Annotated in this window: 23 protein-coding genes; 9 read left to right on the forward strand and 14 right to left on the reverse strand. The window is 71.8% G+C overall.

The window, feature by feature from the left end; all coding sequences use genetic code 11:
* Positions 1-68 precede the first annotated feature (68 nt).
* Positions 69-323: a DUF397 domain-containing protein gene (locus tag ABZ098_RS01185; protein ID WP_007381290.1), complete on the reverse strand. Its 255-nt coding sequence runs from the start codon at positions 321-323 to the stop codon at positions 69-71.
* Positions 324-1,184 carry a helix-turn-helix transcriptional regulator gene (locus ABZ098_RS01190; protein WP_355745540.1) on the reverse strand — a complete coding sequence of 287 codons (861 nt, stop codon included), beginning with the start codon at positions 1,182-1,184 and terminating at the stop codon, positions 324-326. It abuts the gene before it with no gap.
* A gap of 267 nt (positions 1,185-1,451) precedes the next feature.
* Here ABZ098_RS01190 and ABZ098_RS01195 point away from each other — a divergent pair, with 267 nt between their 5' ends.
* From ABZ098_RS01195 to ABZ098_RS01205, 3 genes are all read left to right on the forward strand, one after another.
* Entirely contained in the window at positions 1,452-2,114 is a 663-nt protein-coding gene (locus ABZ098_RS01195; protein WP_356585984.1) for an ATP-binding protein, read from the forward strand.
* Positions 2,105-2,551 (forward strand): hypothetical protein, encoded by a 447-nt coding sequence (locus ABZ098_RS01200; protein WP_356585986.1) that lies wholly within the window; start codon positions 2,105-2,107, stop codon positions 2,549-2,551. Before ABZ098_RS01195 ends, ABZ098_RS01200 begins: the two co-directional genes overlap by 10 nt.
* A 264-nt stretch (positions 2,552-2,815) precedes the next feature.
* The gene (locus tag ABZ098_RS01205; RefSeq protein WP_356585988.1) at positions 2,816-4,762 is read left to right on the forward strand and encodes an ABC transporter ATP-binding protein; all 1,947 of its coding nucleotides are present in this window, start codon (positions 2,816-2,818) and stop codon (positions 4,760-4,762) included.
* Between the two features lie 2 nt (positions 4,763-4,764).
* Here the strand turns inward: ABZ098_RS01205 and ABZ098_RS01210 are convergent, their stop codons facing one another.
* The 4 genes from ABZ098_RS01210 to ABZ098_RS01225 all read right to left on the reverse strand — a co-directional run bounded on the left by ABZ098_RS01210 (position 4,765) and on the right by ABZ098_RS01225 (position 8,112).
* The gene (locus tag ABZ098_RS01210) at positions 4,765-4,950 is read right to left on the reverse strand and encodes a hypothetical protein (RefSeq protein ID WP_356585990.1); all 186 of its coding nucleotides are present in this window, start codon (positions 4,948-4,950) and stop codon (positions 4,765-4,767) included.
* A gap of 172 nt (positions 4,951-5,122) precedes the next feature.
* Entirely contained in the window at positions 5,123-5,812 is a 690-nt protein-coding gene (locus ABZ098_RS01215; protein WP_356585992.1) for a DUF899 domain-containing protein, read from the reverse strand.
* A 612-nt stretch (positions 5,813-6,424) separates the two neighbouring features.
* The gene (locus ABZ098_RS01220) at positions 6,425-6,640 is read right to left on the reverse strand and encodes a hypothetical protein (protein ID WP_356585994.1); all 216 of its coding nucleotides are present in this window, start codon (positions 6,638-6,640) and stop codon (positions 6,425-6,427) included.
* Between the two features lie 119 nt (positions 6,641-6,759).
* Positions 6,760-8,112: an amidohydrolase gene (locus ABZ098_RS01225; RefSeq protein ID WP_356585996.1), complete on the reverse strand. Its 1,353-nt coding sequence runs from the start codon at positions 8,110-8,112 to the stop codon at positions 6,760-6,762.
* Positions 8,113-8,248: 136 nt separating this feature from the next.
* Here ABZ098_RS01225 and ABZ098_RS01230 point away from each other — a divergent pair, with 136 nt between their 5' ends.
* Positions 8,249-9,229: an endonuclease/exonuclease/phosphatase family protein gene (locus ABZ098_RS01230; protein WP_356585998.1), complete on the forward strand. Its 981-nt coding sequence runs from the start codon at positions 8,249-8,251 to the stop codon at positions 9,227-9,229.
* Positions 9,230-9,232: 3 nt separating this feature from the next.
* Here the strand turns inward: ABZ098_RS01230 and ABZ098_RS01235 are convergent, their stop codons facing one another.
* Positions 9,233-11,158 (reverse strand): FUSC family protein, encoded by a 1,926-nt coding sequence (locus ABZ098_RS01235; RefSeq protein WP_356586000.1) that lies wholly within the window; start codon positions 11,156-11,158, stop codon positions 9,233-9,235.
* A 199-nt stretch (positions 11,159-11,357) separates the two neighbouring features.
* Positions 11,358-12,122, reverse strand: coding sequence for a nucleotidyltransferase domain-containing protein (locus ABZ098_RS01240; protein ID WP_356586002.1), 765 nt, complete (start codon positions 12,120-12,122; stop codon positions 11,358-11,360).
* Between the two features lie 141 nt (positions 12,123-12,263).
* Between ABZ098_RS01240 and ABZ098_RS01245 the strand changes: the two genes are divergently transcribed.
* The 3 genes from ABZ098_RS01245 to ABZ098_RS01255 are packed head-to-tail and all read left to right on the forward strand — an operon-like array spanning position 12,264 to position 13,839.
* On the forward strand, positions 12,264-12,968 hold the full coding sequence (locus ABZ098_RS01245; protein WP_356586004.1) for a hypothetical protein: 705 nt from the start codon (positions 12,264-12,266) through the stop codon (positions 12,966-12,968).
* A complete protein-coding gene (locus ABZ098_RS01250) occupies positions 12,965-13,387 on the forward strand; it encodes a RidA family protein (protein WP_356586005.1) in 423 nt (140 codons plus the stop codon). Before ABZ098_RS01245 ends, ABZ098_RS01250 begins: the two co-directional genes overlap by 4 nt.
* A complete protein-coding gene (locus ABZ098_RS01255) occupies positions 13,384-13,839 on the forward strand; it encodes a GNAT family N-acetyltransferase (RefSeq protein WP_356586007.1) in 456 nt (151 codons plus the stop codon). Before ABZ098_RS01250 ends, ABZ098_RS01255 begins: the two co-directional genes overlap by 4 nt.
* A gap of 11 nt (positions 13,840-13,850) precedes the next feature.
* Here ABZ098_RS01255 and ABZ098_RS01260 read toward each other — a convergent pair whose 3' ends face one another.
* Together ABZ098_RS01260 and ABZ098_RS01265 are read right to left on the reverse strand one after the other, a co-directional pair.
* Entirely contained in the window at positions 13,851-14,570 is a 720-nt protein-coding gene (locus ABZ098_RS01260; RefSeq protein ID WP_356586008.1) for an aspartate/glutamate racemase family protein, read from the reverse strand.
* A gap of 2 nt (positions 14,571-14,572) precedes the next feature.
* Positions 14,573-16,045: an NCS1 family nucleobase:cation symporter-1 gene (locus tag ABZ098_RS01265; protein WP_356586010.1), complete on the reverse strand. Its 1,473-nt coding sequence runs from the start codon at positions 16,043-16,045 to the stop codon at positions 14,573-14,575.
* 195 nt (positions 16,046-16,240) lie between these two features.
* Here ABZ098_RS01265 and ABZ098_RS01270 point away from each other — a divergent pair, with 195 nt between their 5' ends.
* Positions 16,241-16,909, forward strand: a complete 669-nt coding sequence (locus ABZ098_RS01270) for a GntR family transcriptional regulator (RefSeq protein WP_356586012.1) — start codon at positions 16,241-16,243, stop codon at positions 16,907-16,909.
* Here the strand turns inward: ABZ098_RS01270 and pip are convergent.
* Together pip and ABZ098_RS01280 are read right to left on the reverse strand one after the other, a co-directional pair.
* Positions 16,858-17,874: a prolyl aminopeptidase gene (pip, locus tag ABZ098_RS01275; RefSeq protein WP_356586014.1), complete on the reverse strand. Its 1,017-nt coding sequence runs from the start codon at positions 17,872-17,874 to the stop codon at positions 16,858-16,860. The two genes, ABZ098_RS01270 and pip, sit on opposite strands and share 52 nt — an antisense overlap.
* A gap of 43 nt (positions 17,875-17,917) precedes the next feature.
* A complete protein-coding gene (locus ABZ098_RS01280) occupies positions 17,918-18,622 on the reverse strand; it encodes a uracil-DNA glycosylase (protein ID WP_356586016.1) in 705 nt (234 codons plus the stop codon).
* Positions 18,623-18,730: 108 nt separating this feature from the next.
* Here ABZ098_RS01280 and ABZ098_RS01285 point away from each other — a divergent pair, with 108 nt between their 5' ends.
* Positions 18,731-19,489: an RNA-binding S4 domain-containing protein gene (locus tag ABZ098_RS01285; protein WP_356586018.1), complete on the forward strand. Its 759-nt coding sequence runs from the start codon at positions 18,731-18,733 to the stop codon at positions 19,487-19,489.
* A gap of 188 nt (positions 19,490-19,677) precedes the next feature.
* Here ABZ098_RS01285 and ABZ098_RS01290 read toward each other — a convergent pair whose 3' ends face one another.
* Both ABZ098_RS01290 and ABZ098_RS01295 read right to left on the reverse strand, forming a co-directional pair.
* Positions 19,678-20,145 (reverse strand): DoxX family protein, encoded by a 468-nt coding sequence (locus tag ABZ098_RS01290; RefSeq protein WP_356586020.1) that lies wholly within the window; start codon positions 20,143-20,145, stop codon positions 19,678-19,680.
* Positions 20,146-20,334: 189 nt separating this feature from the next.
* Positions 20,335-21,234, reverse strand: coding sequence for an acyltransferase domain-containing protein (locus ABZ098_RS01295; RefSeq protein ID WP_356586022.1), 900 nt, complete (start codon positions 21,232-21,234; stop codon positions 20,335-20,337).
* Between the last annotated feature and the right edge of the window lie 68 nt (positions 21,235-21,302).

Consider the following 21,302-nt stretch of genomic DNA (forward strand, 5'->3'; position numbering starts at 1 on the left):
TCTGGTTCTGAGGCCTCTTTCAGTCGGTGTCAACCGTCAGTGCTTACCCAGCCAATTGAGCAACGAGGTCAGGAGAGCAGGAAGTCGGCCACCCCCGCCTTCGCGCCCTCGATGAACGCGGTCATCTCGTCGGTGGTGTAGATCAGCGCCGGTCCGTCCGGATCGGTGGACTGGCGCACGGCGATCCGGCCGTCGGCGAGCTTCATCGCCTCCAGGCAGTTGCCGCCGTTGCCGCCGCTCCACGGCTTGTGCCAGCCTTCGCTCCCCAGCTCCCGGGCGGGCATGCCGTTGTAGACGGGGAGACGGGGCTTGATGCGGTTCATTCACAGCTCCTTGCGGAGATCCCGCAGGATCTCCTTCGTGCGATGTGCCGTAGCGGCCTGCGCCGCCATGCGGTCCATGACCTCGAGGTGGGTCGCCACCTCGACACGCGCGTCCAGATAGACCGCGCCGGTCAGGTACTCGCTGTAGACCATGTCCGGAAGTTCGGGCACGGCGAATCGGAAGAGCACGAAGGGCCCGTACGTCCCGGGGTGCGGCCCGTTGGCGAACGGGGCGACCTGGAGCGTCACGTTGGGCAGCTTCGTCGCCTCGAGCAGTTTGTCGATCTGCGCACGCATCACCTCCGGGCCGCCGACGGGGCGGCGCAGCACGGTCTCGTCCATGACCACCCACAAGCGGGGCGCGTCCTGACGGGTGAGCAGTCCCTGCCGTTCCATGCGCAGGGCCACATGGCGCTCGATGTCCTCGGGGCTGGTCTGACCGATGGCGCCCGAGCGCAGGACGCCACGCGCGTAGTCCTCGGTCTGGAGCAGTCCGGGCACGAAGTGCGGCTCGTACTCGCGGATGAGCGCGGCCGCGCCCTCCAGGCTGACGTGCATCGAGAACCAGCCGGGCAGCACGTCGTGGAAGCGCTGCCACCAGCCGGGACGGTTGGCGTCCTCGGCGAGCTGGACGAAGTCCTCGGCCTCCTGGTCGCAGACGCCGTACGCCTTCAGCAGGAGCTGGAGGTAGGGGATCTTGAGCCCGACCTCGGCCATCTCCATGCGGCGGACGGTGGCGGGGGCGACGCGGAGGACGCGGGCGGCCTCCTCGCGCTTGAGCCCGGCGCGTTCCCGCAGGTCCAGCAGGCGCCGACCGAGGACGACCTGGCCGACCGTCGGCGCGGACCGCGGTTCGCTCACGCTCCACCTCCACTGAGTCACATTCGGCGCGTCACGTCATGTACGGGCGTCACAGTCACCAGCATGCTGACAGGCCAGCGGCGCCATTCGAAGACCTGATTCGAAGATCTGTACGGATACCAAACCGGTACGTACGGATCTCCGGTGATCCCAACTGGCGCCGCTCGACATGCTGTTGCGAGCAGTGTGCCACGGCCCCCGACCGCGTCACACAGCACTCTGCATTTTTCAGAGTGACACTTGCCAAGTGTTCACGACGGGGCGATAGTGGCAAGCGTGATTCCGTCCCCGCCCTTAGGAACAGACGCTGCCGAAGACCGCCCCCAGGGTCTCGGTGCTGTCGCGGGACTGGGGCCCGACAGGGCCGCTGCCCGGCGCCGGTTCCGATTCGAGCTGGCCGCGCATCCGGGTTCCCCGGCGCAGGCCAGACGCCTGACGAGGGCGCGGCTGACCCATTGGTCGGTCTGTGAGGACACCTGCGACTCGGCCGCCCTGGTGGTCTCCGAGCTGGTGACCAACGCCATCGTGCACACCGCGAGCAGCCGTGTGGTCTGCGAGCTGCACGACAACGACGACCTGGTGCGGATAGCCGTCCGTGACGAGGGCTGCGCGCCGGGTGAACCGCATCCGTCCCCGCAGCGCGGCGAAGAGGAGCACGGGAGGGGACTGCTCCTCGTCGACTCCCTCTGTCACGCGTGGGGCGCCCATGAGCACGGCCCCGGGCTGCTGGTCTGGGCGGAGCTGCCCCGCAAGGCGGACGGGCCCCGCCAGGACACCGGCCCGCGCAACGACCTGGGCTGGGGGGCGCGCCCGAAGCCGGTGCCCTCCGGGGAGCCCGGCCAGGGGGACGAGGCCGAGGAGCATCACAGAGCGGCACCCGAGGGGGCAGCGCGCGAGCACGGAGCGGGGGGCGCGGGCGCATGGGCGTGAGGAGCGGACCCGGCGGCCAGGTGCTGACCCTGGACACGCTGGTCCGCCTCGGACGCGGGCTGCGCACGCCGGCGGCACCGCACAAGCTGGCCGTGCCGGAGGGGATGACCGTGCCGCTGGGCTGCGACGCGGTGGGGGTGCCGGTGCTGTTGAGCGAGCAGCTCGTGTCCCGGCTGCCGCGGGTCGGATGCGTGTACGCCGATGCCACGCACTGGTGGTGGCTCGTTCCGGCCGACTCCGACTACGCGCTCCAGTGGCCCACGCCCGCCCAGTACGCCACCGGGGCGGTTGTTCCGGACGCCCCGGTGGTGCCGTCCCTCGTGCACCGGGCCGAGGGGACGCTGCCGTACACGCCGCCCATACCCCTGTACCTGGCGTTGTGCCGCCTCACGGGGACCACTCCCAGCTGGTCACGGCCGGTCAGCTCCGCCGGTTAGGCCGTCGGCCGGGGGCGGGCTCCTGGAGGCTTGACGCGCCCGCGCGGTGGAGCGCACATCGACACAGCCGCGCGCTGGCCTTGGCGGCTTGACGCGCCCGCGCGGCGGAGCGCACATCGGCACAACCCCGCGCCCCTCGGCGGGTCACCGTCTCCGGCGCTCCCAGGTGTGCGCCCGCGCTCTCGCCGCACTTGCCTCTGCGCCCTCCCCCCGTACTGCCCACCCCGCCATAGTTGCCCCGTCCACGATCGGGGGAGGCCTGCGGTGGGGAAACGGCGGGGCGGAACTGAGCAACCCGGAGTCTCCGAGTCCGAGCGGCTGCTGTTCGGGGGGCCGTTGCGGTACGACGCGGGGTGGAACTCGCACGCCGACGCGTTTCTGGAGTTGGGGTTCCGGGCCATGGTGGCGCGGTTGCCCTCGCTGCTCTCGGGGAGTCTGCGGCTGGCCTGGCAGGCCGACCGGCGGGCCGCGCGGATCGTACTGGTCGCCGAGGTCGGTCGGGGGCTCACGCAGGCCGTGAGCCTGCTCGCCGTCAACAGTGTGCTGGGGCGGCTGATCGGCGGGGGCGCACTGGAGGACCGGCTGCGGGGTGCCGTGCCCGCGCTGGTGACGATGGCCGCCGTCATGATGGTGGGAGCGCTGCTGCGGGCGGCGTCCACGTACGCCACGGGACGTCTCGAGCCCAAGGTCGAGCGGGTGGCGACCGAGCGGTATCTGGAGCAGGCGGCCACCGTGGAGCTGGCCGCGATCGAGGACCACGCCTTCCACAAGCTGCTGGACACCGCGCAGTACGGTGCCGCCTCGGCCCGCCGGATGATCTCGTTCGCGACCCGTGTGGTGAACGCGATGATCTCGCTGATCGCGGCGGCGGGCGTGCTGACCGTGCTGCACCCCGCGCTGCTGCCGCTGCTGGTCACGATGACGATCCCGAGCGGCTGGGGCGCCCTGACCATCGCGCGCCGCCAGTACGAGTCCTTCCACACCTGGGTGCAGCACGTACGGGCCGGCCGGCTCCTCGGCGCCCTGCTGATCGAGCCGGAGTCGGCGCCGGAGATCCGGGTCCACGGGGTGGGCCCGTTCCTGCTCAGGCACTACCGCGCGATGGCGGAGACCGCGGAGGCGGAGCAGGCCCGGCTGGCCCGCCTCGCGGCCCGCACCGGGCTGATCGCCGCGGCCTGGACGGGGCTGGCCACGGTGGCGACGTACGCGACGCTCGGCGGGCTGCTGCTGGGGGGCGCGATGGCCCTGTCGGTGGCCGGAACGGCCGTGATCGCCGTGCGCACCGGCTCACAGAGCCTGAACACCCTGGTCGTCGAGATGAACGCGCTGCACGAGGAGGCCCTCTTCGTCGGCGACCTCCAGCGGCTCTACGAGGAGGCCGCCAAGTGGGCGATCCCGGCGGGCGGGGTCGCGCTCCCGGAAGAGCCGCGCGAGATCCGCTTCGAGAACGTCACCTTCGGCTACCCGGGGGACACGGCCCGCCCCGCCCTCGACGACGTGACCCTCACCGTGCCGCTCGGCAAGATCGTCGCGCTGGTCGGTGAGAACGGCTCCGGCAAGACCACCCTGGTGAAGCTGCTCGCGGGGTTGTACGCCCCCGACCGGGGCCGGATCCTGTGGGACGGGGTGGACGCGGCGCACGCGGACCGGCGGCTGCTCGCCGAGCGGGTCGCGATGGTCGCCCAGGACTTCAAGCGGTGGCCGTTCACCGCCCGCGTCAATGTGGCGGTGGGCCGCGCGTCGGCGCCGCTGACCGACGAACGGGTGTCCGGAGCGGTCGCGGAGGCCGGGGCCGGGGAGGTGCTGGCCGATCTGCCGCGCGGCCTGGACACGCTGCTGGCCCGCAACTTCAGCGGCGGGCACGAGCTGTCGGGCGGGCAGTGGCAGCGGCTGGGGATCGCGCGGGCCGCCTACCGGCGCGGCCACATCCTCATCGTGGACGAACCGACGGCCGCCCTGGACGCCCGGGCCGAGCTGGAGGTCTTCGAGAAGATCCGCGCCCTGGCCGGCACCGGTCAGACGGTCATCCTGATCACCCACCGCCTGGCGTCCGTACGCCACGCGGACCTGGTGCACGTCCTGGAGCAGGGCCGCCTCGTGGAGTCGGGCACGCCCGAGGAGCTCCTGGCCTCCGGCGGTGTCTACGCGGAGCTGTACTCGCTCCAGGCCGAGCAGTTCGCGCCAAAGGTGCCCGCCAAGGAGGCGGGCTGACCTCATGCGAGGGCGTCGACCGCCGCCTCTCCACTGCGGACGATCACCAGGAACATGTCGGACGCGAGGTCCATGACGACCTCCGCCTGAAGTCCCTCAAGACGCCTCGCCTGCGCGAACTCCTCCGCCGGCCACGATCCACGCGGCCCGCCAGCGGGAAAGCGTTCGAGCACTGTTCGCCCGTTCACCACCCTGCACCTCCAGAAAGCGTGTACTCACCCGTAGGAGCACTTGTAGGAGTTAACGCCTTCCGGGGCCGGAAAGCCTCGGTGAGTTGCCGTACTGAGACGTAGTTGACACGCGTTCAGCGCGGAGCGTGAGATTCCGGCTACTCACCGATCACTTCCGTCGCTTTAGGTATCAGTCCTCGTACTCATCGTGATAACGAATGCGCACACTGCCCGCAGGCGCCCCAAGAGCCGACGCGCGCCCCTTGGGTTCCTCCCACTCCTCCTGCCGGCCCAGTGCGGTGAGATCGAGGAGGCTGGTGGTGGAGCCGAGTCCGTCGAGGCCGCGCGCATAGGTCGAGTAGGTGTGGAACACCCGGTCGCGGTCGCGCAGGAAGCAGCTCATGCCGGGCCGCTCGGCCGGCTCCCCGTCGATCTCCACAGTGGCCTCGAAGTCGCGGTTGAAGTCGCCGCCGTACGACGAGTACCAGGGCACGGTCCATCCCATCCGCGCCTTGAACGGCAGGATCTTGGTGTACGGCGCCCTCGACACGGCCGCGAACGTCGTCCCCCGTGCCTTCAGGTGGGCCAGGTGCCCGATCTGGTCCAGGAACGCGGAGCAGCTCCGGCAGCCCGCGTCCCACTCCGGGGCGAACATGAAGTGGTAGACGACGAGCTGGCCGCGCCCCTCGAAGAGGTCGAGCAGGGTCGCCTTGCCGTCACCGCCCTCGAAGACGTACTCCTCCTCCACCTCGACCATGGGCAGTCTGCGCCGCTCGGCGTTGAGGGCGTCCCGCGCCCGCGTGGCCGCCTTCTCCTTGACCAGCAGCTCTTCGCGCGCCGCGCGCCATTCGTCCCGCGAGACGATCTCCGGAAGCGCCATGGGGTCCCTCCTGTGCAACGGTCCGTTCGAGGTGGTGACCGGGGGGAGGGGTGGAACTCATCGGTGGGGCGGGAGATTTCTCCCGTACGACACCCGCAGCGTGAGCAGCCCGGGCGCGCAGGAAGGTGCGCCACCGTGGAGCGGGCTCGGCGAGCGCTGGACGAGAGGCCCCTGCCACGGCGGGGACGCAAGGGCTTCTCCGTACCGCCCCGCCCTCGACGCCGACCCGCTCACCACAGATCCGCCCGACCACACCCGGATCCGTGCACCTGGCCGGGAACTCCGTCTCGACCCTCGTCAACCAGCTCGGCGACGGTGGGCGCCCGGCCGGGGGTCCGCGCGAGCTCCTTCGCGGCCTGCCGGCCCTCGCACGACCGCGCGCGACAGTCTCGACGACAACTCCAGGGCGCGCGGTCGAGCGGCTCTGCGCCCCGCGTCGCGTCGAACGGCTGCGGGCGCCGATCCGGAACGCCGCCGACCGGCTCCACGACGCGATGCGGTCGACCCGTGCCGTGTCGCGTCGGCGCCGGTACATGCCGTAGGGGTGGTCGAGGTAGGCCATCGGCCGCGTCCACGGGCGACGGCGCCGGCGCCGGTCCAGCGGTGCCGGGATCATGGGCTGCCCGACTCGGAGACGCCTCGAGCGAGTTGGGAGACCACGTCCACGACTCCGTGCCCGAAGGCGGTGGGAGCGATCAGAATGCCGAAGACCAGCACGATCGCCACGGTCAGCTTCTCGTCGTTCCGACTCCGTGCCTCCGTCCGTCGACGCAGCCGCACGACGATGATGACAGCGAGCAGTAACGCAACGTCGATCGTCAGTTCCACCCGGCCGGCCCTCCCCGTCAGACAGGTGTGCTCCGGCTCTCATAGGTAGCCCGGAACCACCTGACGCGACCGCCCGATCACCGACGGTTGGCGTCAAAATGCTTCTCCGCGACCGGAATTCAGTTCTTGTAGTCCTGGATCCGCCGGCCATGGCTGCGGTCCAGCAGCTCCGGCATCCGTTCCCCCAACTCCCGGACGACGGCGTCCACATCGATGGTCAGCAGCTCCCGGTCCCGCATCAGCACACGCCCGTCGACGATCGTCGTGCGGACGTCGGAGGAGCGGGCGCTGTGGACGAGGGTCGCGGCGAGGTCGTGGACGGGCTGGGTGTGCGGGCCGGTGAGGTCGACCAGGACGATGTCGGCTCGGCGACCGGGCGCGATGCTGCCGACGGCGTCACCGAGTCCGACCGCGCGGGCGCTCTGGAGGCTCGCGTGGTGCAGTGCCTGGCGGGACGTCAGCCAGCGAGGGTCGCCGGTGGTGGACTTCTGGATCAGCGCGGTGAGCGCCATCGACTCCCACACGTCGAGGGAGTTGTTGGAGGCGGCGCCGTCCGTGGCGAGTCCCACGGGGATGCCGAGGTCGCGCAGGGCGCGGACGGGCGTGGTGGTGGGCCAGGCGAACTTGAGGTAGCCGCGGGGCGCGGTGGCAACGGCCGTACGACCGGCGGCACTTGCGAGGAGAGGGAGGTCGCGGTCGAGGATGCCGCTGCCGTGCGCGATCAGGACGTCCGTGTCGAGGATCCCGGTGCGCCGCAGCACCTCGACGGGCGTGACGCCGTGCCGGGCGAGGCTCGTCTCGGCCTGGTCGCGGTTCTCGGAGGCGTGGAGGTGGACGGGGAGCCCGTGCTCATGGGCCAGCGAGGCGGTCGCGGCGAGGTCGGTGTCGTCGACGGTGTAGGGCGCGTGCGGGGCGAGGGCGGTGGTGATGCGGCCACCGGCGGCACCACGGTGTCGTAGCGCGAACTCCAGGGACTCCTCCCGCCCTTGGGGCCCCTGCGAGGAGAAGTACGCCTGGCCGAGGTGCGCGCGGATGCCGCACTCCTCGACGACCGCGGCGACGGCGTCCATCGAGAAGTAGTGGTCGGCGAAGCAGGTGACCCCGCCCCGGATCATCTCGGCACAGGCCAGCCGAGCCCCCAACTCCACATCCTTCTCGGTCAGGTTGGACTCGATCGGCCAGACGACGTCGTTGAACCACTCCTCGGTCGGCAGGTCCTCGGCGATCCCGCGCAGGGCGACCATGGGCGCGTGGGTGTGGCAGTTGACGAGCCCGGGAAGGGCGATCTGCCCCCGCGCGTCGATGCGCTCCACGGCAGGCAGTTCCTCCGCCCGCGCACTGCTGGTCACCGACTCGACAACACCGTCCCGTACGACGATCGCGGCGTCCCGCACGAACTCCACCCGCTCTTGATCGTCGTGCGTGAGCACTGTGCAGCGGGAGATGATGAGACCTGCGGGAGAAGGCGTCATACAGGCACCGTACGACGCGGTCGTGCCCTCGCAGTGGGTGAAGCGCGCATCCCGTCGCCGCTCTGTCGCGGCGGCGCCGGCGCGCGCACCCTGGCCTCACCACCGCCCGTCGTACGCCTTCCGGAAGGGGTTCGGCATGCTCGTCGGCACCTGGAATCTGGAGAATCTGATGCTGCCGCGCAGCGGCGACGGCGCCCCCAGGACCGAGGCCGAGTACGAGGCGAAAGTGGAGGCCCTCGCCTCCGTGATCACCGCGCTCGACCCGGCGCTGCTGGGCGTCCAGGAGGTCAGGCAGGAGGAGACGCTCGCCGACCTGGTCAAGGCCGTCGGCGGGCAGTGGCACATCGCGCTGTCCCGGCACGCGGACCGCCGGGGCATCCGGGTCGGCTTCCTCAGCCGTACGCCGCTGCGGATACGGCGGGACACCCACGTGTTCGCGGACGGACTGCGCCCCGTGCAGGGCGACGACGGCACCGAGCCCAACGCGCACGACCGCGAGACCAGCCGCGGCTTCCTCGCGGTGGAGACGGAGACCGGGGACGGGCTGCTCCAGGTGGCGGTCGCCCATCTCAAGTCGAAGCTGCTGTCGTATCCGGCAGCCGGGGGCAGGAGCCGCTTCCAGCCGCACGACGAGGCCGAACGGGCCCGCTTCGGCGCCTACGCCCTCTACCGGCGGGCGGCCGAGGCGACGACCCTGCGCGCCCTCGCGGACTTCCTGCTCGAAGGCGCCGGGACCGAACGGGACGTGATCGTCCTCGGCGACATGAACGACGTGGTGAACGCCGCCACCACACAGATCCTGCTCGGCCCGCCAGGATCCGAGCTCGACCGACCTCACGCCTTCCAACAGCCCGACCTGGGCGATCCGTTCCGGCTGTGGGACATCGCCCCGCGCATACCCGAGGAACGCCGCTTCTCCCGCGTCAGCTTCGGGCGCCCCGAACTGATCGACCACGTCCTGGTGAGCCACCGTCTGGCCCGTCGTATCGCGGAGGCGGGCACGGGTCTGCCCGAGCACCGGGACGACGCCCTGGTCCTGCCGTCGGTGGACGAGAACCCCGGGAAGCGGGTGGGGACACCCGGCTCGGACCACGCCCCGGTGTGGGTACGGGTGTAACTCCTAGCGGAGGACGGGGACTTCGGGCAGCCGGATCCCGACCCGCCCCTGGTCGAGTCGACCGAGCTCGTCGACGAGTTCGGTGAGCCGGTCGACCTGTTCGGAGGTGAGTCGTCCGGAGTCGTCGAGGTGGACGGCGCACGCGGTGGTCGTGTCGACGATCCGCTCCAGCACGGCGACGATCTCGTCGGCCCCCTCCGAGTGCCCGGCGAGCGCGGGGAGTTCGGCGGCGGCGAGGGCGATGGCGGTACGGGCCTCGGCGAGCGCGCGGTAGGCCTCACGACGGAGGGTCCAGCGCAGGGCACGGGAGTCTTCGGCGGGGATGCCCTCGATCGGGACCTCGGCGGTGTCGTGTACGGCGGACTCGGCGGCCCGTGGGCCCGACCGCGCGGTCTCCTCCAGAACGTGCGTGAGGTAGGCCTCCGCGGCCGCGCCCGCCGCGGCCAGCCGGGACCGTACTGCCCCGCCCCGCTGCCCCGGCATCGGCAGATGCCCGACGATCAGCACGATGGCGCAGGCGAGCAGCGTCTCGGTGATCCGGCTGGCGGAGGCCTGCGGCTCGCCGCCGACCATCACGAGCGCCAGGACGAGGACCGTGACGACGGCGGTCTGCGCGGCGAAGTGCCGGGTGGCCACGGGGATGAGCGCCCCGCTGACGGCGACCACCGCGATGAGCCCCTCGGGCCGGGGCAGCACCAGCGCGAACCCGGCGAAGACCAGCGCGCCCAGGACGGTTCCGGCGGCCCGGCACAGCACGCGGGAGACGAGCGGTCCGAGGTCGGGCTTGACGAGGAAGACGGTGGTGGCGGGCAGCCAGTACCAGTGCGCGTGCTCCCCGTACCAGTGGGAGTGGTGCAGGGCCTGTGCGACGGCGACGCTGGCCCCGAAGCAGAGGGCGACCCGCAGCCCGTACTCCCGCCCGCCGGCCCCGAAGACGGACCCCAGCAGGTCCCGGACGGTGAGCCGGCGCGTGTGCAGATCCTCGCCCCGCCCTCGGTCGAACGCCTCGGCGGCCCGCAGCAACGCGTCGTCGAGCGCCCGCAGCGCGGGCCCGGACCGGTCGGGCGCGGGCAACGGCCCGGTGCGCGCGTTCTCCCGTACGGCGGTGGCGAGCCTCCGGGGCCCCGCGGAGGCCCGTCCGGGCACCGCTTCCTCCGCCCAGGCGAGCGCGGTGGCGGCCTCGGCGAGCGGCAGCGCGGCCGCGTACTGCGCGTGCAGCCGCCGCTCTGCGGACGAGCTGGCGTACCGCCGCAGCCGGGGCCCGGTGAGCGCGTCCTGCGCGTGGTCGAGAGCGGCGGTCAGCGCGACGCGGCGGGCGGTGGCGTGTTCGGTGCCCACGGCGTCGAGCAGGTCGGCCACGGCGTCGTACACCTCGGCGACGGCCTTCCGCTCGCCGTCGAACCGGAAGTCCCCGACGAGGGCGCCGGGGGTGGGCAGCACGAGCCGCAGCGCGAGCAGCCAGCAGGCCCCGCCGAGATAGGCGACGGCCCGCAGCCACCCTTCCTCCGGCAGCGGCATGCCCGCCCCGATCGCCGACGCGACGAGCAACTGCGTACCGGCCGCGGAGGCGACGGGCCCGACAGCGCTGATGCCGCCGGCGACCAGCCCGACGAGGGTGAGCAGAACGGTGAGGCGCACGGCCCCCACGTACTCCCCCGCGTACGTCCCCACGACCATCCCGACCGCACCCGCGAGCGCGGGCACCCCGATCCTCTTCACGGAGACCCGCCGGCTCCCGGGCCGGTCGTTGATCCCGGCGAGCATGGCGGCGATGGCGGCGACGACACCGACCGAGGTCTGCTCGACGAGCACGGCGACGAGAAGGACGGGCCCGGCGGACAGGGCCCCCCGCGCGACCGCGTTCCACGGGATCGGCCCCCGCTGAGCACGGAGGGCATGAGCGAGCCAGGGCGGTAGGGCGAGTGACACGGGGCTCCTGTCGTCTGATCGAGGCGGGGGTGTGCCTCCGGGCGACGGTGGCCGGGCGCTGGGCTGTGCCCTCCACGGTAGATCCCGTTCTCGGACGGTCCCGACCGGTTGTGTTACCCGCGTGTGAAGATGCATGCAAAAGCCACGTTCTTTATGAACGCAACCCCGGAAGGTGCGCCGACGGCGGCCCTACGACCGCTCAGTGCACCCTGTCGAAGAGCTCGCGCACCTCCGCGACCGCGCGGACGGCGGACTCGGGCGAGGCCGTCAGGGACTCGACGATCCGGTCGACCTCCCGCAGCCCGGCCCGTTCCAGCAACCGCTTCTCGTTCGTCACCCACTCCCCCCGGGCCGCCAGTACCGAGTGGCCCATCTGGGCAGCGGCCGTGGCGAGGGCGCCGGCTGTCTCGGTGAGGCGGGCGGCCGGGGCGTGGTTTGTCTCGGTGTAGGCGAGGGTGAGGTGGGCGGTGTCCCGCCAGCGGGCGGCGGCGGAGGCGCGGAGCTTGGCCGGGTAGGCCGCGGGGCGCGGCAGATCGCCCCTGAGGACCTGGTTGACGGCTAGTTCGGCGACGATCAGGTAGGTGGGGATGCCCGCGAGATGGAACAGGAGCGGCTCCACCCGGAACCGTCCCTCCTCCGCCTCCGTCAGCTCCCGTTCCACCACGTCGAGGTCCCGGTAGTGGACGTCCACCCGGCGGCCGTCGATCGTCAGCCACGCGCCGCCGTTGAACACCCCGCCGCCCCAGCCGCCGATCTCGGACACCTCGCCCTGCCAGCCGACGGCGCGGAGATCGGCCGGATCGAAGGCGCCCCGGTAGTAGACCGCCAGGTCCCAGTCGCTGTCCGGCCGGGCGGTCCCCTGCGCGCGGGAGCCGCCGAGGGCCACGGCCCGGACGGCGGGGAGGGCGGCGAGACGTTCGGCGGTGGTGTCGAGGAAGACGGCGTCGGTGAGCGTGGGGGGCATGGGCGCAGCGTACGAAGCCCGTGAGCGCCGCTCCACGGATTTACGGGAGGACCGCTCCACGGATGCACGGGGGCCGATTGTCAGTGGCACGCGTTATCAATGAAGTCGTCACTCAGTGTCACGACGACGGGGGAATCTGCGATGACGACGTACGAGAAGGATCCGGACCCGCGAGCGCACCGCACGCATCTGTCCGCCGCCGGGCTGCGGGCGCGCGGCTGGACCGCCGGGATGATTCGCCGGCTGCTCGGGGAGCCCGATCTGCGGCGGGCCAACCCGTTCTTCCGTACGGCCCCGCCGACCCGTCTCTACGGCGTCGAGCGGGTCGAGGCGGCGGAGCGGAGCGAGGAGTTCCGGGCGCTGTCGGCGGTTGCCGCCCGGCGGTCCGCCGCGGTGAAGGAGGCCGCGCTGCGCAGGCGGCGGGAGGTGCTGGCCAGGATCGCGGCGGAGCCGATCGAGGTTCCGGTACTGGACCCGGAGAGACTGACGGCCCTGGCCGTGGAGTACCGCGACCGCGTGGCCGGGCGCGGGCCCGGGCCGTCGGGCGCCGGGCCAGACGCCCGCACATCCGACCGCGACCTCGACCTCGACCGCTGGAAGGTGGACTACCTCCGCCACCGGCTGGCCCGCTACGACGGCATCCTCGACGAGCTGTCCGGCCGCACCGGACGCGCGGCCGCGGAAGAGCTGCTGCGGCGCAGGGTCCACGCGGCCATCTCCCAGGCGTACCCGGACCTTGCCCAGGAGTGCGAACGCCGGTCGGGGCCGGAAATTCAGGTGCGGTCCCGCCTTCCCGCCCCCGATGATCGAAAGGTTGTCCGCCGTCCGTCACAGGAGTCCACGTGATCCAGCGTGTCACCGCCCCGGGCCTCTTCCCGCCGCCGACCTACTCCCACGCCTCCGTCGTCGAGGCCGGCACGAAGCTGGCCTTCCTCGCCGGGTCCGTGCCGCTGGACGCCGAGGGGAATCTCGTGGGTGAGGGGGATCCCGCGTGGCAGGCCGAGCAGGTGATCGCGAACCTGCGGGAGCAACTGCACGCGGTCGGCAGCGACTTGGAGCATGTACTGGCGACCGATGTGCATGTCGTGAGCAGCGAGCCCGCGGTACTCTCCGCCGTGTGGGAGGTCGTCGAGGCGTCCGGGCTGAGCACCGGCCCGCACTCGTCGACGCTGATCGGGGTCGCCTGCCTCGGGTACACCGGCCAGTTGGTGGAGATCACGGCGACGGCCGTGGTGCCGCACGTGCCGCAGGTGCCGGCACCGTGAGCGCGGTGGTCATCCGCAGGGCGACCGCGCCCGACGCCTCCGCCACGGCCGACGTGTATCTGCGCTCCTTCGCCGCCGCGTTGCCGACGGTGGTACGGCCGCGGTCCGACGACGAGGTGCGCGCCTACATCCGGGACGTCGTCGTGCCCCTGCGGGAGACCTGGGTCGCCGAGGACTCCGGGACCGGCGCGATCGTCGGACTGATGGTCCTCGCCGGAGACGAGCTCTCGCAGCTCTACCTCGACCCCGGCTGGCGGGGGCGCGGCATCGGCGACCGGTTCGTCACGCTCGCCAAGGAACGCAGCCCGCGGGGACTGACCCTGTGGACCTTCCAGGTCAACAAGCCGGCCCACCGCTTCTACGAACGCCACGGCTTCGTCGAGGCCGAACGCACCGACGGCAGCGGCAACGAGGAGCGGGAGCCGGACGTGCGGTACGTCTGGCGTCCCTGAGCGGGATCGGATCAGTCCGACCGCGCTCCCCACACCCGCCTCTTCGGCACCGGCTTCGCATAGCCGCCCACCCGACTCGTACCCAGCCCGAGGCCCACCAGCGACTCCGCCAGCTTCACCGCCGCGCCCACCCCGTCGACCACCGGAACCCCCAGCTTCTCCCCCACCGTCCGCTGAAGCCCGGTCATCCCGGCGCACCCCAGCACCAGCACCTCGGCGCCGGCCTCCCGTGCCCGCTCGGCCGCCGCGAGGAAGGCGGTCCCGGTGCGTTCCTCGTCACCCAGGTCGAGCACGCCGAGGCCCGTACTGACCACGGCCGCGCAGTTGCGGCCGACCCCGGCCAGCTCCAAGCTGTCCTCGATCTGCCCGCAGGACCGCTCCAGCGTGGTCACCACGCCGTAGCGCCGGCCGAGCAGACAGGCCAGGTGGGCGGCGGCCTCGGTGATGTCGACGACCGGCACGTCCACCAGCTCCCGGACACCCTCCCGTCCGTGCTCGCCGAAGCCGGCCATGACGACGGCGTCGTAGGAAGGACCCTCGTACGTGCGCAGCAGGTCGATGACCGCCGCCGCGGAGAGGTAGCTGTCGAGCCAGCCCTCCGCGGACTCGGGGCCCCACGCGGGGGTGAGTCCGAGCACGGTGGTGCCCGGGCCTGCGGCGGCCCGGGCACCTCGTACGATCTCCTCGGTCATCTCCTGCGTGGTGTTGCAGTTGGTGACGACGATCCGCACGTTTATCGGACCTCCACGGCCTCGGGGACCCCACGAGCGGCTCGCTCGTTCCGGGTCAGCAGCGCGTACAGGCCGGCCGCGAGGGCCGTACCGATGAACCAGGAGTACGGGGCCACGTCGCTGAACGCCTTCACCAGGGCGAGGACACCGGCGACGGCGGCCGCGGGCAGGAACGCCCACAGGGCCTTGGGGTTGACGCCCTTGCGGTAGTAGTAGCGGGAGCCGGGCTCGGCCTTGAACAGCTCGTCGACGTCCACGCGGCCCTTCTTGACCCAGTAGTAGTCGAGCATGATCACGCCGAACAGCGGTCCGAGGAAGGCGCCGAGGCCGCCGAGGAAGTAGTTGACGACCGTGGGGTTGGAGAAGAGGTTCCACGGGGTCACGACCAGGGCCGCCACCGTGCTGATCATGCCGCCTACCTTGAAGGTGATCTTCTGCGGCCAGACGTTGGCGAGGTCGTACGCCGGTGAGACGAAGTTGGCGACGATGTTGACGCCCATGGTGGCGATGGCGAAGGTGAGCGCGCCCAGGACCATGACCCAGGTGTTGCCGACCTTGGCGACCAGTTCGGCCGGGTCGGTGATGGCCTGGCCCCAGACCTCGAGGGAGCCCGCGGTGACGATCACGGAGACGACCACGAAGGCCGTGGAGTTGATGGGCAGGCCCCAGAAGTTGCCGCGGCGGACCGTCTTGTAGTCGGGCGCGAAGCGGGAGAAGTCGCAGAAGTTGAGCATCAGCGTGCCGTAGGTGGCGAGGATCAGGCCGATCGCGCCGAACCACTGCCGCCACTGCTCGCCGACCGAGACCGGGTGCGGGGTGGTGGTGAGCGAGATGCTCCAGCCGGCCTTGGCCAGCACCCACACCGCGAGGGCGATCATGACCAGCCAGATCGCCGGCCCGCAGAAGTCCTGGAACTTCCGTACCGACTCCATGCCCTGGCTGATGATCAGTGCCTGGATCAGCCACAGCGACAGGAAGGAGACCCAGCCGAGCGCGTCGAGGCCGAGGAAGGAGCTGTGCGTCCAGGACTCCAGGCCCGGCCAGGCGGCCAGCAGCATCACGTTGACCGCGACGGAGGCGAGGTAGGTCTGGATGCCGTACCACATGATGGCGATCACGGCCCGGATGAGGGCCGGGATGTTGGCGCCCCACACCCCGAAGCTGATGCGGCTGACCACGGGGAACGGCACGCCGTAGCGCTGGCCGATCTTCCCCATCCAGTTCATGCCGACGTAGATGAGCACGAAGCCGACGAGCAGGGAGGTGAAGACCTGCCACACGTTCATGCCGAGGACCAGCAGACCGGCCGCGAAGGTGTAGTTGCCCAGGTTGTGGACGTCGGACATCCACATGGCGAAGAGGTCGAAGACCTTCCAGTTGCGCTTGCCGGCGGGGGCCAGGTCTTCGTTGGTGAGCCGGGGATCGGGGACGAACGCTGGTGTGCCGGTGACTTCGGCACGGTCGGCGAGGGACACAGAGCCTCCAGGGACGGGAGGGACAGGAGGAGGGCGGCCGCCTGGCATCCGGTTTTGGTATACCAAACTGCCGCCATGGTCCCGCCGTCAAGAGTTCCGACCGATGTCGCGTTCGTTAAGGCTCCGTAAAACAGCAAGGCTCCGTAAAACAGCTCCGGCGCCAACGACGGCTCCGACGTCGGAGAAGATGGCTCCATGAGCTCCACGACGAACACCGAGCCCCTCGGCGCCGTCCGCGAACGCGTCCTGGCCACCCTGCGGCAGGAGATCATCGCCGGCGAACTGCGGCCGGGCGACCGGTTGGTCGAGCGGGAGCTCGCCGACCGCTTCGGGGTTTCCCGGGTGCCGGTCCGCGAGGCGATCCGCGCGCTGGTCGCCGAGGGCTTCGTCCACTTCGAGACGCCCCGCCGCACGGTCGTACGGCGGCTGACCCCGAACGACGTCAAGGAACTCTTCGAACTGCGCGAGGCACTGGAGGTGTACGCCGCCGGTCTCGCCGCGACCCGGGCGACCCCGGAGGACCTCGCCGAGGTGGAGCGGCTCCTCGACCTCGCGGCGACGGCGACCGAGGCGGGCGACGCGGAGACCATCACCGACGTCAACAGCCGTCTGCACGACAGCATCGTGGCGATGGCCCGCAACAGCCTGCTGGTCGAGGCCCTGGAACCGGTTGCGGGACGGCTGCGCTGGATGACCCGGCGCAACGAGGAGTGGCCCCAACTCCTCGTCGAACACCGTGACTTGTTCGACGCGATCGCCTCGGGCGACCCGGACCGGGCCCGCACGCACGCCCTCGCGCACGTGCGCACCAACTACGAGTCGACGGTACGGCAGTTGTTCGGGGACCTCGGAGGGATCGGCTGACGGGCCGATCGGCGGGCGTACTTGTCGAGTGCCGCCACCATCGCGGCCGTACCCCGCTCCCCGGCGTTGTGGCCGCCCTCGTCGATCACCGTCAACTCGCTGCCCGGCCACGCGTGATGGAGCCGCCAGACGGTTCCGAGAAGGTTGCCGAGGTCGAGGCTGCCCTGGACCAGAGTGCCGGGGATGTCCTTCAGCAAGGGCGCGTCACGCAGGACGACACCCTCGTCGTTGCCCTCGCCCAGGAAGTGGTCGTTGCCCCAGTAGTGGGTGACGGTCCGGGCGAAACCCAGGCGGAACACCGGGTCCTCGTACCGTGGCACCGATCGCGGCGGCGCCGGCTCGATCGCGGTCTCCCAGTCGGTCCACGCCCGCGCCGCCCGCGCCCGCACCTCGGGATCGGGCGATTCGAGCAACCGGTTGTAGGCGGCGGCGAGATTCCCGGACCGCTCCCCGACGGGCAACGCCCCCACGAACCGCTCGAACGCCTCCGGGAACATCTTCCCAAGGCCCCTGGTCAGCAAGGCCACTTCGGGATTGGAGCCGGTCGCGACCCCGGTCAGCACCATCTCCGTCACCGCGTCCGGATGCGTCTGCGCGTACCGCAGCCCGAGCACCGACCCGAACGACACGCCCCACACCAGCCACCGCTCGATCCCCAGATGCCGGCGCAGCAGCTCCAGGTCCGCGATGAGGTGCGGGGTCGTGTTGACGCTCATGTCGGTGTCGTACACGCTCGCGTGCGGGATCGACCGCCCGGCGCCCCGCTGGTCGAGCAGCACGATCCGGTACGCGGCGGGGTCGAACAGCCGACGTGCCCACGGCGAGCAGCCGGACCCCGGCCCCCCGTGCAGCACCACCGCCGGCTTGCCGTCCGGGTTCCCGCAGGTCTCCCAGTACACGCGGTTGCCGTCGCCGACGTCGAGCATGCCGTGGTCGTACGGTTCGATCTCCGGGTAGAGGGGCATCCGGCGACGCTAACCGTCGTACGGCGGCCTCGTCGCGCCCTTTTCACGCGGTACGGCCACGCCCCTGGAGCCCCGCCGCCTCGGCCGCCGCGCTGAGGACGTCCCGCAGCATCTCGGGCGTGAGCTTGCCGGTGAAGGTGTTGCGCTGGCTGACGTGGAAGCAGCCGAAGAGTTCGAGTCCGTCGAGCGGGACGCGAACCCCGTGTCCGAAGGCGGGCCGTGGCCGGGGCACGCTCCAGCCCGCCTCCGCGAACGCGGGCAGCGCGGCCTGCCAGCCGAAGGCTCCGAGCACGACCACGGTACGGAGCGTGGGCCGCAGCAGGTTCAGCTCCTGGACCAGCCAGGGTCGGCAGGTGTCGCGCTCGCCGGGGGTGGGTTTGTTGGCGGGCGGCGCGCAGTGCACGGGCGAGGTGACCCGTACGCCGTACAGTTCCAGTCCGTCGTCCGCGGTCACGGCGGTCGGCTGCGAGGCGAGCCCGATGTCGTGGAGCGCCTGGTACAGCACGTCCCCGGAACGGTCGCCGGTGAACATCCGCCCGGTACGGTTCCCGCCGTGCGCGGCCGGAGCGAGCCCGACGATCAGCATCCGCGCGTCCGCCGGGCCGAAGCCGGGCACCGGCCGCCCCCAGTACGTCCAGTCGGCGAACGCGGCGCGCTTGGTGCGGGCCACCTCCTCCCGCCAGTCGACCAACCGCGGGCAGGCACGACAGCCCGAGATCCGGCGGTCGAGATCGGCCAAGGCGTCCATGGGTCCACGGTACGGGCAGGTCGCCGAGGTGGTGGTGGCCGGGATGGCGGTGCCCACCGTCCGGAAAAACCCCCGGGGGGCACGGTCCCGGGTACTAAGGTCGGATCCATGGCTGTGGAACGTACGGACGACAACGGGACCGGTGGGACGGGTCGGGCCGACGTGCCGGCCGGTGGTCCCGGCGCCGAGGTCGCCGACCCGGACCCCACGGCTCCGGGCGCCACGACTCCCGGTGCCCCGGTCCCCGAGGAGCCGGACCCGAAGATCGCCGCCGCCGTCGCCGCCGCGGAGGCCGCCGGGCCGCAGAACGGCGAGACCGTGCGCACCGACAGCTGGATCTGGTCCGTGCGGCTGGTCAAGACCCGTTCCGCGGGAGCCACCGCGTGCCGGGGCGGGCATGTGCATGTGAACGGCGAGCGGGTGAAGCCCGCCCATTCCCTGCGCGTCGGCGACGAGGTGCGCGTCCGTCAGGAGAGCCGGGAGCGGATCGTCATCGTCAAGCGTCTGATCCGCAAGCGGGTCGGTGCCCCCGTGGCCGCCCAGTGCTACGTCGACAACTCTCCCCCGCCCCCGCCCCGCGCGGCCGTAGCCCCCGCCGGTATCCGCGACCGCGGCGCCGGCCGCCCGACCAAGCGCGACCGTCGCGAACTGGAACGCCTGCGCGGCCTCACGGAAGGCAACCGCCGCACCCGCTTCGGCGGCCCGAGCGGACCCGGCGGAACCAGCGGCTTGAGCGGATCCGACGGCGGCCCGGAGGGCGCGGTCGGCTCAGACGCGCCAGGCGACTCGGGCAAGGCACGCCGTTCGGACCGGCCCCGCCGCTCGGACAAGGGCGGGAACGCGGGCAGAAGCGGACGCTCGCGCTGAGCCGAACGCCCGAGCAACGGCCGCACCCCGCACTCGCCATCCGGCGGCCCCGCACCCGGGCCACGGACGCCGTCCCAGCCCCAGACCCAGACCCCGAACGCGACCCCCGTCAGTCACCACGCTGAGGCCGGCCCCCTCCCCGAAGGGCAGGGCACCGGCCTCAGCGCAGCGACCGTGGGCCGCTTTCCTCACGCCTCTCGTCGCACCAGCCGCAGCAGGTCCGCGTTGTGCCCTCGTCGGGCCCAGGCGATCAGGGCGAGCGGGATGATCAGGATGAGCGGAGTCGCCGCGTTCTCCCCGTCGAAGTAGGTGAGCTGGACGACGAACGCGCCGACCATGAGCCCGCTCAAGGCGACCGCCGCCACCGACTGCAGCACCGGGATCAACAGGGCGATCCCTCCCGCCAGTTCGAGCACGCCGATGGTGTACATGCCGGCGCTGCCCCAGCCCATCTTGTCGAAGCCCTCGGCGGCCGAGGGGTGCGCGATCAGCTTGGGGAGCGCGCTGGCGATCACGTAGAAGAGGGCGAGCACGACCTGAAGCGTGCGCAGGGCGATCCGGGCCCGGCGGCCGCGGGCGGTCGGGGACTCCGCGATGACAGGGGACGCGCCGGCGGAAGCAGCGGTGCGGGTGACGGGGGCGGTGGTCTCGGACATCGGGGTCTCCTGTGGGAAGCGGTCCGTGGTGCTGTCACGGAGGTAGACCCGCACCCGCCGCCGAACTCATCGCCCGCACGCGACCGATTTCCCCCTCCCTGATGTCGCGCTCGTCCGTGAGCTCCATGCCCGTCCAACGGCCGGTGTCCGCACGGCCGTTCCCGAGCCGCGCATGTTCACCCGTCCGAGCTACAGGGCGAACCAGCCGTGCCCGATGTACCAGTGCCCCCCGCCCCGCAGGTGGTCGCCCACGGCCCGCTCCAGCGCCGTCCGCCGCGGCAGCCTCTCCACCGCCAGCTCCGGGTCGCCGAACACGAACTGCACCGGCTCGGTGTCCTCCGGGACCGGATCCTCGGGCGCCCGCCGGAAACGCTCCTGGAAACGGACGATGTTGGAGTCCGCGGGCAGGTACTCCCGCAACTGCGGGTCGAGCAGCCAGGAATGACACAGCGCGGCACGGTACGGCTCGTCCGCGAAGTGCCGGGCGAAGAACCCGGCGGCCAGGGCCAGCGAGCGGTCGCAGGCCTCCGGTGACAGCGGCCCGAGGAAGTCGGGGATGTGCAGGTTCAGACAGGGTGTGCCGGGAGCGAGGTCCAGTCCGGCCGCCGCGAGCGTCCTGCTGTTCCACGGCCCGTACCGGGTCCGCTCGAACTGGAGTCGCCCCAACTGGTACAGCTCGCCCCGCGAGTGCCGGGTCAGCCAGCGCGGTGACTGCACGCCCGCCCTGCCGTACCGCCTGCGGTGCACGGCCATGTTCCGTCCGAGGTCGGCGAGGGTGCGCCGGGACACCTCGTCCGGGATGCCGCGTGAGCGGTGGTACGCGCGCGTGTGGGGCAGCGCCGCGACGAACACGTAGGCGGGGAAACAGCGTTGGAGGGCACCGGCCGGCCAGTCGAGTTCGGGCAGGACGACCGGGTCGTCGGCCCTCCCCATGTCCCGGACCAGTTCGTCGACGGAGTGTTCCAGGAACCGCCGCAGTTCCGGGTCGTCCATGACCCGGCGGCCCATCCGCACGAGTTCGTTGACGTCCTCGTGCGGTACGGCGAGCTCGACCAGCACCTCGGCCAGTTCATCGGCGTCCGGAAGCACGCGGTGACCCCCTCTGCGGCCCTTGGTCAACGTCCGTTCCGAAGAGTACGTTGCAAGGGAGGAGTGGT

This window comes from Streptomyces sp. NPDC006335 (assembly GCF_040612795.1).
Classification (GTDB): domain Bacteria; phylum Actinomycetota; class Actinomycetes; order Streptomycetales; family Streptomycetaceae; genus Streptomyces.

What these genes read in the sequence shown, in the direction of transcription:
- ABZ098_RS01245 (WP_356586004.1), top strand. Translation starts at nt 12,264, where the DNA reads ATGACGACGTACGAGAAGGATCCGGACCCGCGAGCGCACCGCACGCAT.
- ABZ098_RS01285 (WP_356586018.1), top strand. Translation starts at nt 18,731, where the DNA reads ATGGCTGTGGAACGTACGGACGACAACGGGACCGGTGGGACGGGTCGG.
- ABZ098_RS01270 (WP_356586012.1), top strand. Translation starts at nt 16,241, where the DNA reads ATGAGCTCCACGACGAACACCGAGCCCCTCGGCGCCGTCCGCGAACGC.
- ABZ098_RS01230 (WP_356585998.1), top strand. Translation starts at nt 8,249, where the DNA reads ATGCTCGTCGGCACCTGGAATCTGGAGAATCTGATGCTGCCGCGCAGC.
- pip (WP_356586014.1), bottom strand. Translation starts at nt 17,874, where the DNA reads ATGCCCCTCTACCCGGAGATCGAACCGTACGACCACGGCATGCTCGAC.
- ABZ098_RS01225 (WP_356585996.1), bottom strand. Translation starts at nt 8,112, where the DNA reads ATGACGCCTTCTCCCGCAGGTCTCATCATCTCCCGCTGCACAGTGCTC.
- ABZ098_RS01290 (WP_356586020.1), bottom strand. Translation starts at nt 20,145, where the DNA reads ATGTCCGAGACCACCGCCCCCGTCACCCGCACCGCTGCTTCCGCCGGC.
- ABZ098_RS01240 (WP_356586002.1), bottom strand. Translation starts at nt 12,122, where the DNA reads ATGCCCCCCACGCTCACCGACGCCGTCTTCCTCGACACCACCGCCGAA.
- ABZ098_RS01280 (WP_356586016.1), bottom strand. Translation starts at nt 18,622, where the DNA reads ATGGACGCCTTGGCCGATCTCGACCGCCGGATCTCGGGCTGTCGTGCC.
- ABZ098_RS01200 (WP_356585986.1), top strand. Translation starts at nt 2,105, where the DNA reads ATGGGCGTGAGGAGCGGACCCGGCGGCCAGGTGCTGACCCTGGACACG.
- ABZ098_RS01215 (WP_356585992.1), bottom strand. Translation starts at nt 5,812, where the DNA reads ATGGCGCTTCCGGAGATCGTCTCGCGGGACGAATGGCGCGCGGCGCGC.
- ABZ098_RS01185 (WP_007381290.1), bottom strand. Translation starts at nt 323, where the DNA reads ATGAACCGCATCAAGCCCCGTCTCCCCGTCTACAACGGCATGCCCGCC.